The organism is Oceanobacillus chungangensis, from assembly GCF_003369565.1.
Lineage (GTDB): Bacteria > Bacillota > Bacilli > Bacillales > Amphibacillaceae > Oceanobacillus > Oceanobacillus chungangensis.
The window spans coordinates 47,577-60,933 of record NZ_PIOD01000008.1 but is presented as its reverse complement, the minus strand read 5'-3'; the positions used below and the strand labels follow the sequence as shown (position 1 = coordinate 60,933).

Annotated in this window: 9 protein-coding genes and 2 pseudogenes; 3 read left to right on the top strand and 8 right to left on the bottom strand. The window is 35.6% G+C overall.

Annotated elements, in window-relative coordinates; all coding sequences use genetic code 11:
- Window positions 1–249 precede the first annotated feature (249 nt).
- From CWR45_RS08595 to CWR45_RS08590, 3 genes are all read right to left on the bottom strand, one after another.
- Window positions 250–2,529 (bottom strand): ATP-binding cassette domain-containing protein, encoded by a 2,280-nt coding sequence (locus tag CWR45_RS08595; protein ID WP_115749454.1) that lies wholly within the window; start codon window positions 2,527–2,529, stop codon window positions 250–252.
- 374 nt (window positions 2,530–2,903) lie between these two features.
- On the bottom strand, window positions 2,904–3,065 hold the full coding sequence (locus tag CWR45_RS19800; protein ID WP_170138829.1) for a hypothetical protein: 162 nt from the start codon (window positions 3,063–3,065) through the stop codon (window positions 2,904–2,906).
- Between the two features lie 420 nt (window positions 3,066–3,485).
- Entirely contained in the window at window positions 3,486–3,767 is a 282-nt protein-coding gene (locus tag CWR45_RS08590) for a CD3324 family protein (RefSeq protein WP_115749453.1), read from the bottom strand.
- 1,001 nt (window positions 3,768–4,768) lie between these two features.
- Here CWR45_RS08590 and CWR45_RS08585 point away from each other — a divergent pair.
- The gene (locus CWR45_RS08585) at window positions 4,769–5,611 is read left to right on the top strand and encodes an HAD family hydrolase (protein WP_115749452.1); all 843 of its coding nucleotides are present in this window, start codon (window positions 4,769–4,771) and stop codon (window positions 5,609–5,611) included.
- A 291-nt stretch (window positions 5,612–5,902) separates the two neighbouring features.
- Here the strand turns inward: CWR45_RS08585 and CWR45_RS08580 are convergent, their stop codons facing one another.
- Together CWR45_RS08580 and CWR45_RS20130 are read right to left on the bottom strand one after the other, a co-directional pair.
- On the bottom strand, window positions 5,903–7,165 hold the full coding sequence (locus CWR45_RS08580) for a glycoside hydrolase family 18 protein (RefSeq protein WP_115749451.1): 1,263 nt from the start codon (window positions 7,163–7,165) through the stop codon (window positions 5,903–5,905).
- Window positions 7,166–7,456: 291 nt separating this feature from the next.
- Window positions 7,457–7,546: pseudogene (locus CWR45_RS20130) on the bottom strand (manganese catalase family protein); the annotation flags it as partial.
- Window positions 7,547–7,717: 171 nt separating this feature from the next.
- On the opposite strand from CWR45_RS20130, the gene CWR45_RS08570 reads away from it, so the two are divergent.
- The gene (locus CWR45_RS08570) at window positions 7,718–8,587 is read left to right on the top strand and encodes a polysaccharide deacetylase family protein (protein ID WP_115749450.1); all 870 of its coding nucleotides are present in this window, start codon (window positions 7,718–7,720) and stop codon (window positions 8,585–8,587) included.
- Window positions 8,588–8,788: 201 nt separating this feature from the next.
- Window positions 8,789–8,969 (top strand): annotated as a pseudogene (locus CWR45_RS20390) (hypothetical protein); the annotation flags it as partial.
- 58 nt (window positions 8,970–9,027) lie between these two features.
- Here the strand turns inward: CWR45_RS20390 and CWR45_RS08560 are convergent.
- The 3 genes from CWR45_RS08560 to CWR45_RS08550 all read right to left on the bottom strand — a co-directional run bounded on the left by CWR45_RS08560 (window position 9,028) and on the right by CWR45_RS08550 (window position 12,842).
- The gene (locus tag CWR45_RS08560; protein ID WP_115749449.1) at window positions 9,028–9,981 is read right to left on the bottom strand and encodes a zinc-binding dehydrogenase; all 954 of its coding nucleotides are present in this window, start codon (window positions 9,979–9,981) and stop codon (window positions 9,028–9,030) included.
- Between the two features lie 102 nt (window positions 9,982–10,083).
- Window positions 10,084–11,109 carry a sugar ABC transporter substrate-binding protein gene (locus tag CWR45_RS08555; RefSeq protein WP_245975391.1) on the bottom strand — a complete coding sequence of 342 codons (1,026 nt, stop codon included), beginning with the start codon at window positions 11,107–11,109 and terminating at the stop codon, window positions 10,084–10,086.
- A 26-nt stretch (window positions 11,110–11,135) separates the two neighbouring features.
- Window positions 11,136–12,842, bottom strand: a complete 1,707-nt coding sequence (locus CWR45_RS08550) for a methyl-accepting chemotaxis protein (RefSeq protein ID WP_245975390.1) — start codon at window positions 12,840–12,842, stop codon at window positions 11,136–11,138.
- Between the last annotated feature and the right edge of the window lie 515 nt (window positions 12,843–13,357).

The following is a 13,357-nucleotide window of genomic DNA, read 5'->3' as shown; positions in this document are numbered from 1 at the left end:
CCTATTTACCAGGAGATAGTCTTAGGAAGTACATTAACTAGAATTCTGCAGGATGTAGGGAAGTATCATTTAAACACAAGAAATAAGCCATATTAAAGGCTAAAATGGAAAAAAGAAGCCTCCTATAAAGTTGAGTAAAACTTTTGAGAAGCTTCTATATAACTAGATCTCAAACAAATCAGCAAATTGTTCTGGAACATCATCCTTAATGTGGTAGTTTTCTCGCCTAAATTCGATAAATCTGCATTTTTAAGTAAAACGTTCCGTACCTCCATCCCTCAACCATTTCGCTGTCAATGTTTCTGCATTTAACATCTCTTCTGGGGTGCCTTCAAATATAATATGTCCGCCTTTTTTTCCTCCTTCTGGACCTAATTCTATTACCCAGTCGCTCGCCGCTATAAAGTCTAGATTGTGTTCGATTATTATAACAGAATTACCTCTGTTTACGAGATTTCGAAATACGTTTAAAAGTTTTTCATTATCTTCTTTGTGTAGCCCTAAGGATGGCTCGTCTAATAGGTAGATTTGTCCTTCTTTTTGTAAGTGGCTTGCGAGTTTTAGCCGTTGGATTTCTCCTCCGCTAAGAGAACTTGTCGTCTGCCCTAAGGTTAGATACCCTAATCCTACGTCTTTTAGTGTATTCACTCTTTTTATAATCTTATGTTCTTTAAAATAGTTTGTAGCTTCGTCTATCGTTAAATCTAAAATCTGAACTATATTTTTTTTTCGATATCGATAGTCAAGTGCTTCTTCTGAATATCTCGTACCGCCACATGCTTCACAGCGAATAGTTACTGGATCTGCAAATGCTACGTCTGGCTTTACGACTCCTTTTCCCTTGCAGTGAGGGCATGCTCCTAAGGAGTTAAAGCTGAACAAACCTGCTGCCTGTCCTGTTTCAATTGAAAAAATTGAGCGAATATCATCCATTATGCCCATATATGTAGCTAGGGTCGAACGGTTAGAGATTCCTATACTGCCTTGCCCTACCATTATGCTTTCTTGATAACTTTCTGGGAATGCTTCCAATATTAAAGAGCTTTTACCTGAACCAGATACTCCACATATAGAGACTAAGACATTTTTAGGTATATTTACGCTTATATTTTTTAAGTTATTGTTTCTTGCTCTTTTTATTGTAAAATAACTTTTTATATCCCTTGGATTTTTGTTTATTCTTAGCTTGTGATTTAGGGTTGTTGCAGCTTTAGAGTTTTTTAGTCCTTCTAATTTCCCTTGATAGACAACTTCTCCCCCATTTACACCAGCTCCCGGCCCCATCTCTATGATTTCATCTGCTGCTTTTATTACAGATAGATCATGTTCAATAACGATTACGGTATTATGTTGGGCTTTTATACTTTTTAGCATCTGTATTAACATATCCACTTCTTCTGGATGAAGTCCTGCACTTGGCTCGTCAAAAATATAAGTGATATTGTTTAGGCTGCTTCCTAAATGACGAGCGATTTTTACTCTTTGAGCTTCCCCACCAGACAGGGTGCCCATTTTTCTTGATAGGCTCAGATATCCTAATCCCATTTCAACCAATTGTTTTATATGCGGAATTGCTTGCAGTGCGATAGATTCTCCCAGCGGATCCTTTATCTTTTTCAGTTCTTCTAGTAAATCTATAAGCTCCAATTGACCGTACACTAAGATATTTAAGCCATTTATTCTACATTCTAATACCTTAGGGTTTAGGCCTGAACCTTGGCAGGTTGGACATAAGAATTGAGTTGACACGGCTAAGACGTCATCCTGGGATACTTCTTTTAGATTCGAGATATCTCTATTGATATAAAGACGCGTAAATCTCGGCAATATCCCATCCCAATCATGTCTTTGAGGCCCATGTTTTGTATGAAATGGCGCATTGATCCTTTCCCCATCTCGGGGACCATATATTAGTAGGTGGAGTTTTTCTTCTTGGTAGTCCTTTAAAGGCTTATCTGGATCGAATAATCCGCAGGTCATCATCCATCTGCCTTGCCAACCTGAAGGCGATAATGGCTTAAATTTCACTGCATAATCTCGAAGTGACTCATTGAAATCGATCATCTTATTTAAGTCTGGCGCAATGACCTCCCCATACCCACCGCATTCTGGACATCTGCCAAAGGAACTTTGGCTTGAAAAATCAGTGGCGGAACCTATTGATGGATGTCCAATTCTTGAGAACAAAAGTCTTATTAATGGATGTATATCCATATAAGTGCCAACTGTTGATCGGGAATTGCCTCCTGTAGGCCTTTGCTCTACTACAACAACCGGGCTTAAGTATTGCATAAGATCAGCATGGGGTCTTTCGTACCTTGGCATTTGATATCTGACATAGTGAGGATAGTTCAGAGTCATTTGTCTTCTGCTTTCTGTTGCTAATGTATCAAAAACAACCGAGCTCTTTCCCGAGCCTGAAAGACCAGTAAATACGATGAATTTTTCCTTTGGTATGTTTAGGTCAACATTTTTTAAATTATTTTCTTTAAGTCCTCTTAATATGATTTCATCTTTGATTTCTGTCACATTACCATCCTTTCTGATTTTCTCTACTAAGAAAGTGCCATAGATAATTAGATTCCATCAATCCAATCTCTTGTGAATAAAAGCTTATACCCTCCCCCACTTTCTTACAACTTTATTTATACAAAGAATAAACCCTTGTAAAAGGAAATCAAGTGAAACCTCTTATATTTTTTTCAAACTTACCCAAAAAATCCTTCGTTTTTTTCTATTCTCACGTTCTGGGCGGTTTTTACAAATACTTATTCATAATTTTATTTGTTGATAAAAAAGCTACAGCATGTATAAAACACGCTGTAGCTTTCAAACATTTAGCCATCTATTATTTTATTCTCTACTGTCAACAAAACTCCGTCCGCTTTACAGTTTAACCAGACTTACCATTTTTTTATAAATGCATTCAACAACATACTCATACTCATTTTCCAATTCATTGTTCTTTTACTTCCATTAATCGTTTGTTTTCCGTAGGTTTCATCTTTGATCTTTTCCATCCGTTCATATGCAATACATTTAAGAATATCAATATCTATATGCATTAATAACTTCCTCCCTTACCATTAATCATACATACGGGAAGATTTCTTGTCGTCGGCTTAAGGCCTAAAAATCGGTACCAATTATTTCCGACCTTTGATTCAGAACCTCTACATCTTAGGTCTGAATAACATGTCTTGGTGGTCATAACTTACAATAAAAAAGCAAGTAGTATGTCAGAGGCCTCGACTATAAGAAATCCACCTCAATTATTTTAGTCAACATCCTTGTTACCTCCTTTCTCTAAAATCAATCGCTATATACTTATTAATGCATGGAAAGACCTGGACAAACAAGCGAAAGAATGATTATATCCGATTTGTACCATCTAGCTTCTCGTACATTTTCAGTAAGTTTAATTTCGGGCACAAAAAAAGCATGTAGCTTGGACTTGCTGGCTTCACGCTTTTTTAAGTGAAAACTTATTTATGATGATTACTTCGCATTTTGTAAATAATTTTTCGTATGCTATCAATTGATAAATGAAATTTCACTTCCAATTGTTCAAATGAGTCGCCATTATTGTATAACTGGAAAATTTCCTCATTCCGTTCAGCGATTAACGCTCTCATTCCACTTACTTCTCCCCATCCTGCCCGCTCTTTTTTTGCTTTTGGAATATAAATTAAATCACCTTGAATATATTTCTGCATCTCTTTTAGCAAACTAGGGGGAAGGACCTCTTTTGCATTTTTGTATTGCACGATTTACGTCCTCCTTCTCAACATATACATATTCAGCAATATCGAAATTAACCTGTAAGACATTCATCACGTAACAACTCCTTTCATAATTTTTTAAAATAACAGTACTACTTATTGCAAATTATAAGCGATTTTTCCTATTATGGAAAGGTGCAAATTTTCCGAAATTTTTTATTAGAAAACTTGGCATATCGCCAAGTTTTATGGCAAAATGCCTTAGTTGCACTTATGCAGCGGAAGAAAGTTTGCTTTCTTACCTGCTAAATAAAATGGGACCGCACATCGTGATACGGTCCCACTTAGTGATTCCCGCTATGCGGAAATCACCTCAGAATTTGTGATCAATATAATCAGCCTCCTTTCACAAGAGTCTATCGGTCCGACATCTTAATTAACTCATACTTTCCATTGCATTCTCAAGGGAAAGAATGATTATAATTGTTTTATGTTTACATACTCACTTTCTTCCAATGAACAGTGTGTATTTTGATGTAAGAGTAAGAATGCATGTATGAAATTAGAGACGATAAAGTCGTGTAAGCAATTGATATATCAATGTTTAGGTTGATGTGATTACATCATGTCGCCCGTAAGATGAGAGTGTGTAATATCGTTAATGATATATGTGAAAGGTGCGTTAAATCACCATTTTGGATATTGTTGTTGCCTGTAACATCTATAACGAGAATTTATCGTTTTTCACTGGATCGCGTTAGCAAGATGTTAGCAAATAAGGGCATGTAACCCTGTTACAGTTGCTAGTTATTTCTTATTCAATCTATTCAACTTTAGTACTTTCCCCTATTTATGCGTAATGTCTAATTTTTATTGAAAAAACTCACATGAAAAGACTGCCATAATTATAAAAATGATTAATATCCACTATAAAATCAACCTCTTACAATACTGTCTAAAATTCCCATTAAATCCCTATATATTTTAGACCATTTTATGCTGATAATATACCAGTGGATATTTTTAAAGAATTACTGGAGGTAGGCATGGAAAGAAATATAATAGAAAACGCGGAATTAGTCATTTTTGATTTCGACGGCACTTTATACGAGGATACAGACCATTTCGTTTATTATGCGGAACAATTAAAAAATCAGCTGCCAGAAGATGTACAGCCATTTTTTATAAAAGAATACGAAAAGATAGTATCTGGAGAACATGTTGTAACAATAGGAAGAGTATACGACGTTATTCATGATTATGTATTAAAATTAGCTCCGGTTCAATCAACGGTTGTAAAGGCTTGGACTTGGAAAGGAAAAGAATTGGAATCAGACTTAATACGAAAGCTTTATCCGCAACCATTAAATTTTGATTCTGATACAATGATCGCAATTAGCGATGGATGGTGGATCCCAAATGTTTGTGCAAAACATTTCGGCATACAAGATACAAAATCCGCCTATGTTCAAACGAAAAACTTTATGGCAACAGATCAGTTTCATTTAACCAAAATAACTGGTCTACGGGATGCACTTATACATCTTAAAGAAAAGAAAAATATAGTGCTATTGACGAACAGCCAGAAAGAAAATGTACATCGTATTCTTCAAAATTTAAATTTGCAGAACATATTTGAAAATATTATCACTGAAGCAAATAAACCGTTAGATACAAAGAAACATTTTTTAAACCTCTTACAAGAGTTTAATATTCGACCTGAAAAAGGTTTATCTATTGGTGATAATTATATAAACGATATTGCTCCAGCCATTAACATTGGGATGCAAACGGTATATATTGATTTATATAGCTCGGAATATACCGAATATAACGGAAGAAAAGTGAAAAGTATATCGGAATTGATTAAAGAGATGAATTCACTATAGAAAGTCGTGATGATTCATGCTAATATACAAATTAGTCAAGAAGATTAAGTTCTTCCCAGCTGATTTTATTCCTGACTTGCATGGATAAGAGCTCTAGAGTCCCAAACTGTACCAAAATAATAAAGCTTCTCATCAATTTGTACAGATTGATGAGAAGCTTAAAATTATATACATTAATTTAATATTTTACATCTTTTTGCTAGGAAACCTTTACTTACAAGAATTTTCGGGCTTAATACATCATGCCGCACTGAATTTTGTTTCACTGAGTTTTTTTACATTATATTAAAATTATGCTTTTTTAATGGTGAAAAACTTTGTTAAAAGCCATGTTCCTTGAGCAAACCCTAGTGTTAATTGCCATGCACCTAATCCTAGTAAACGATACTCTCGAACTGTTATCATTTTTTTGCTCATACTTCTGACATCCTCAAACCAAACTTCATGTAGTAGTCCTTCCTCATCTCTATATCGAAAGAATGGAGATTCATATTCCTTTGAATATTGTATAGGTGACTGATACTTCATGGCTGTATCAATTGCACTCTGGTTTGATATAGCTGGTGCAACTGTCCCAGGTGTAAATGGTATTATCCAGTCATAGCCGTAAAGAGGTACTCCAAGGATAATTTTGCTTCTTGGAACCCTTTCTAAGGCAAATTCAATTGCTTTTCTAACTTCAGTAATTGGGGCAACAGGACCCGGTTCGCCCCCTCCATAATGCCAATCATAAGCCATGATAAACATAAAATCGACAACAGACCCAATTCCTCCATAATCATAGCCCTTTAACCATGGGATATCTTCGCTTGTTTTAGCGGGAATAGCTATTGTTAACAAATATCCAATTGATGCAAAGCGGTCCCTTAATTGACGTAAAAACCCTGTAAATAAATCCCTATCCTCAGTACTTACGCGCTCAAAATCAATATTTACTCCACCGTACCCTTTTCTTGATATCAAATAATAAATATTATTGACAAGATTTGTTCTCGCTGTTGGATTATTTAGCACTTGATGAACAATTTCTGTACTGAAACCTTTTGGAGTGAGATTCGTAATGGTTGCAAGTGGTGTTACTCTATTTCTCCAAGCCTCTTCAATAGCTGCTAAATCATTAAGATCATTTGCAATATCTCCATTTGCAGTAATATGGAATTCAAAAATAGAAATTGAAGTTGTGTAAGGTGCAAAGTCCCTAATTGTTGTACGATCCAATTCTGGGGTTCGAACAGCATAAAAACTTAAAGTACTTGCAAGATAATCTGATATATTTGGAATGGTAATTTTCATTCCTGGTTGTAATGAATAGGGGATTATTGAAGGATTAACTGCTCTTAATTGTTCTAAGGAAACATCTGCTTTTCTTGCTATACTAAACAGTGTGTCGCCAGGTTGAACAGTATATATATAAAGTGGAATAAGAAGTGCCTGCCCTGGAACAATATTGGTTTCCACTAAACCATTGACACTCCGTATCTGTTCAATGGACAAACCATACATTCTACTTATTGTAAATAAAGTGTTACCCGGCTGAACGATGTGAGTAAACATTTTCAAGCCCCCAATACTTCATACTATATTTAACTTAATAAAGGAAAGGTCTGACAGGACTATTTAAATCATATTAACTTTTATTCCCAAATATGCTCTTTATAGCAGGTAGATTGGATAATCATGTTTTTTGAAAACCTTTGAACAAACATTGTTATTAAAAAGAATTCATTTTGATTAATCTTTTCGAAATGGATTCTATTACGCCCTATTATTGATAGGTATCTCTATTTCTATCTCCCTAAGATGATACATTGTTTTATTTCAATGTAAGGTGCGAAGCAAAAACCTCTTCCCCACCTCTACCCCTGTAGCTACTTCGAGTACTTTCACATAGGCAATAATGTGAATAACGCCTCGAATGAGTAAGTAACCAATCACGATTTAATTGTGGTTTACCCGGAAAATGACTTAAATTAAGATACTCAATAATAATAAACGGAAACTATTTTCCTTCTTTTTGAATAAATAATCCTCTTTCATCAACAATAACAATGGTGATAATAAATAGTCCCTGTTAAACGGGTATTATAAAAGGAGATGAATGAATGGATGAAAGATCGAATATTAAAGTGGTTGTTGGTTGCCGGGTTTTTATTTTGTTTTCATATAACAGATATCATGACTGTTTATGCGAATGAGGAACACTTGGTAAATGTATCGCGACAATGGTCGAAAGAGGACATACGAGATGATTCTGAAGCAGATTTTCCTGACCTGAAAGGAGGACCTGAAAATCCCGAGCGGGAACGTCAGCAGCCTGTTGACCTGAGAATTTTACAACAACGGTATCCAGATATATTTTTCTTACAAGGTCCTACTGATCAAAAAAGAGTAGCTTTAACTTTTGATGATGGTCCTGACCCACGTTTTACAAATGGGGTATTAGATGTATTAAAACAGTACAATGTACCAGCAACATTCTTCATGTTAGGTTCAAGAGCCGTTGCTAATCCTGAAATTGTCAAGCGAGTTCAAAACGGGGGTCATATAATCGGAAACCATACGTACTCCCATCCTAATCTTGTCGAAGAATCCGACCTCAAAACCCTCGAGCGGGAAGTAACTAGAACGGAAGATGCTCTTAACGATATAATAGGTTACCGGACAAAATTATTTAGACCACCATATGGCTTCTTATACAATGAATTAGTCGAAAAGCTTGGCGAAATGAACTATTATGTGATTGCCTGGTCGGTTGATTCGTTGGATTGGCAGGAAGACCCGCCGGAAGTTATTGCTTCGAATGTTTTAGACAACATTCAACCAGGCGCGATTATTCTCATGCACGATGGGGCAGAATCGGGTGGAAATCGAACCAATACAATCGAATCGCTTCGTCAAATTATCCCGGCACTGCAAGAGCAAGGCTACGAGTTTGTCACAGTACCAGAATTATTGAATATTCCATTTAAGAAATAGAATGTATCTCTTCTATTTCTTTTTTTTACTAGTTTTATTTACCTTCTATCTAAAAATTCGCCCTATATGAATTTAAATGTTTAAACGCATAGGATGGGATGTACCAACAAAAAGACAGGCGGTTAGGCGCTTATAACAGATAAATTGGACCTAACCCTGTGTCCCGCTTTATATACTCAACGCCTAATATCTTATATGAAAGGGGCAGGTATAAAAGAGATTCAGGAACGTTTATGGCATTCTGACATTAATACTACGATGAACATTTACGCACATATTAACTAAAAATATAGAAGAAAAGACCTCTCAAAAGTTCAGTGAACTAACGAAAGGTCTTCTCTACAAGTATAAATATATGGCGTATCAAAAATATGGAAGTTAGCAAAAAAAACCTAAGAAGCAGGGAGTTAATATCCACTTCTTAGGTTGATATTAAATACTTATTTTTCCATGTTAGCTACTAATCTACCAGTTACTTTACCATTTTCTAGCATCTGAATACCTTCAGGAATTTCATCAAAAGTAATTTCAGTTATTTTAGGATTTACTTTGCCGCTAGCAAACAATTCATATATTTCTTCAATATCTTGTTTGGTACCCCCGTTACTTCCAACAAGTGTTGCTTGTTTTGTTATCAATGAAGTAACATTTAGAGTTGTTTCTAGTTTACCCATACCAACAAGGACTACTTTACCTTGGAAACCAATAGACTCTAAAGCTTCCCTCGTCGTTACATCAAATCCAGCAAAATCAATAATTACTTCAGGTTTAAATTGTTCAATATCTTTTACACTTTCATAGGTTCCTGCTGCGCCTAATTTTTCAGCTAATTCACGAGCATTTGGATTTTTATCAATTGCATAAACTGTAGCTCCTTTTGCAACAGCAGCTTCTAAAGCAATTTGACCTAACCCGCCAATACCAATCATACCAACCGTCATACCTTCTTTTACTCCACCTTTAGTGAAAGTTGCATGATATGATGTCATTCCTGCATCCGTACCAGCAGCTGCTTGTGCAAATGAAACGCCATCAGGAATCCTAACTAAGTCTTCAGCTGGCGCTAAAACTTTTGTACCAAAGCCCCCGCCATACGCATAACCTGGAGCCATTCCACTTGGGCCAGTAGGACAGACAGCTACTTTGTCGCCAACTTGATACCCTGTTACTCCTTCACCAACTTCACTAATAACACCTGCTACTTCGTGTCCCATTATAACTGGCAGTTCACCAAGTAATGCTTTCCAACCTGGGTCCCTTAAAACACCAACATCAGAGTGACAGAGGCCTGCCACCTTTGTGTCGATTACAACTTTGCCGGATTCAGCCTTCGGATCTTCTTTTTCTACCATTTCTAACGGTTCATTTGTTTCAACAAATTGCCAACCTTTCATGATGATCCCTCCTTTAGTATGTACATACTTATTATAAACCAAAAATGAAAAATACCGAATAAATTGAATTGCATCAAGTAGTGAGATAGTATATTCTTTCCTTTATTTAATATCATCTTTCGTGAGTATTCTTGGCTCGAGCAATATAGTTGGGATATCTTCTTGGCCATTTTCTACAGTTATATCAGTCTGTATATCTTCTCCGTTCGCCAATTTCATCGCCATTTCAGCTGCATGCGTTGCAATAACTACCATAGGTTTTTCAACAGTCATTGTTTGTGTTCCAGCTTTTACCCGATCAAGTGCTTCTTTTTCAGCATCCTGACCTGACACAGGAATTTCTCCAGCTAACTGTGCTTCTTCCAATGCTCGAATAGCTCCTCCTGCCGTTCCATCATTCGCCGCTATAATAGCATCGACTTGACCACTATTCGCACTTAGAACCTCTTTCATGTTTTGCTCGGCTATAGCCGGATCCCAATTATCCGTATACTGATCAAAGATAATATTAATATCCTCTGAATCAACATGTGGTTGTAAGATATTCATTGTCCCATTTCTTAACAAAACAGCATTATTATCCGATTCAGCACCACCTACATACACATAGTTACCTTTAGGAGCATGTTTTAATATTTCTTTTGCCTGTAATTCCCCAACTTTCGTGTTATCAAAAGAAATATAGTAATCAACAGCTGCATTCCTTATTAAGCGATCATAAGATATAATCTTAATTCCTGCTTCATGTGCTAACTCAACAATTGGAGCAGCAGCTTCTCCATCAGAAGGTACAACAACTAGAACATCAACACCTTCTGCAATCAATAATTCTGCTTGTTTGATTTGTACTTCAGTGTGGCCATTCGCAGCAAGTGTCTTCACATTTCCACCTAAGTTAATTATTTCATTCTCAAAAGCTTCCTTATCACCATACCAACGTTCATCACGAAGTGTATCAAGAATAAAACCTACATATAATTTTTCCTCATTGTCGACAAGTTTTATTTTTTCATTTTCTAGCGATTTCTTAGATGATGAAGCACTATCAGAACATCCTACGAGAACTAGACATAGAAATAAGCTAAAAACCAACAATTTGAATACTCTAGGTTTGGCAAATTGATTCAATTTTTTTTGCTCCTTTTTTTAAAAAATTAAAGTTTAAATCTTTGAATTAATACATTCATTCTTTCAACCATACCGGCCAATTCTTTTGCGCTTGTAGATATATTATCAACCGACATTACTTGCTCGTCTACAGAAGCTGATATTTCTTCAGATCCTGCAGCAGACTGTTCAGAAATTGCGGCAATCTGTTCTACAGATTCATTAATTGTGCTGCTAGAACCTTCAATAACTTCAAGAATATTAGATATTGTTCCGATTTTATCTGTCATCTCTTCTACATTTACCTTAATTGCTGAAAAACTTTTGCCAGTTAATTCTATTTGTTTAGCACCTTTATCTACTTCAGTGTATCCATGATTTAATTCCTCTGATATTTGGGCTGTTTCCTCTATAATCGAAAACACGATATCACTAATCTTGGTAACAGATTGGGCAACTCCTTCAGCTAAATTTCTAACTTCGTTTGCTACAACATTAAATCCTCGACCAGCTTCACCCGCTCTTGCTGCTTCAATCGAAGCATTCAATGCCAGCAAGTTCGTTTGATCTGCGATAGACTGGATAACATCTACTAGTTCTGTAATTGACCGTGTTTTGTTCTCAAGGCTTGTAATTTTCCCTAATGATTCTTTCATTACGAGATGGATGACGTCCATCTGCTGAATAGTTTCCTTCATGAGCTTATCTCCACTCGTGGACGCTTCTAGAACTTCGCTAGAAAATATATTTAATTCGTTGCTTTGCTCACCAGCGCGTATGACTTCTAAACTGAATAGTTGTGTGCTCTCAGAAATCTCTACAGAATTATCTGCTTGGTTAGCAGAGCCTTTAGCCATTTCTTCAATCGTAATAGCAACTTGTTCACTACCAGCTTTTACCTCAACAGAAGAATCTAGTAATGCCGTGCTTTGTTGATCAACTTCTCTAGAAACCTCCCGAATTTCTGAAATCATTTCACGTAAACTACTACCCATATGGTTCATTGCATATGATAGTTGTGCAACCTCATCTTCACCTTTGACAGTCAATGATTTAATATTCAAGTTTCCACTCGCAATTTCACCACTGTGTTGAACAATATTTTGCAAACTTTTACTAATATTTCGGCTAATAAAGAACAATAATATTATCGAAATAACAATTGAAAATGTGGCAGATAGGATCAAAATAGAAGTAACTTTCTTCAAATCGTTTTGCGCAGTACTTAATGATTGTTCACTTTCTTCGTTTGCAGCGTCCATGAGTTGCTGTCCTAAATCCGCAGTTTCATTTTTAAGTTCATTTGCAACCTTCTGTAGTTCTGCAAATTGATCTGTATTTATTTGCTGTACATTAGGAACAATCATACTAAAAAAATATTGGTCTAATTCATGGTTGTTCGCAATCATTTGATCAAAGTTTAATAACTGTTGTTTATTCAAGAGAGGTTTAATATTTTTAGCCACTTCCACAAATTCAATACTTTTATCCATATACTGAGAGAGCATCTCATCATCAGATAACAATATATATTCTGGAATAAATAAGTACTTCTCTTGATAAATTGTAACAAGTTCTCCAGCATAGCTCGAAAGCTCATTTTTAACAGTCGTATCTTGCATTCTATTATCAGTTGTCTGTAAAAACAAAAACGTTATGAAAATGGATGAAATAAATGCTACGGCCATAACAGAAAATACAATGGTGTATTTAGCACCTATCTTCATATTATGCCAAAAAAATTTTCTCAACAATAAAATCCCTCCACCCCAGATGTCTACTAGTAACTCTTTCTTTATATATCGGTTAAATGTCATTGTTTTTGTACTTAAATCACTTTTTGGTTAATTTTGGATAAACCACCGATAAATTAGATTATTAAAACTTATTGCACTTCTTGAAAATATCAGAATCATAATCTTAGAAAAAGGGGTGAAATAAAAAAAGGCATCTAAAAAGTCAATGAGTTAATCTGATGATTAAATCACGAGAAATATGTATTTCCACGGAACTCAAGAAATGTAAAAAGAAGCCTCTCAAAAGTTCAGTGAACTAATGAGAAGCCTCCGTTAAAAACCTCGGGTGCTAGCAAAATGTGTTAGCATTTCACTTTCACCTTACATACAAACCCAATCAGATGAAGGGGTGTAGGGCACTATTACATCATGCCACCCGTAAGATGAAAGTATGTAATATATCATCTATAACGGGAATTTACCGTTTATTATAGGATTGCGTTAACAAAATGTTAGCAATTTCAGCAGTTTTG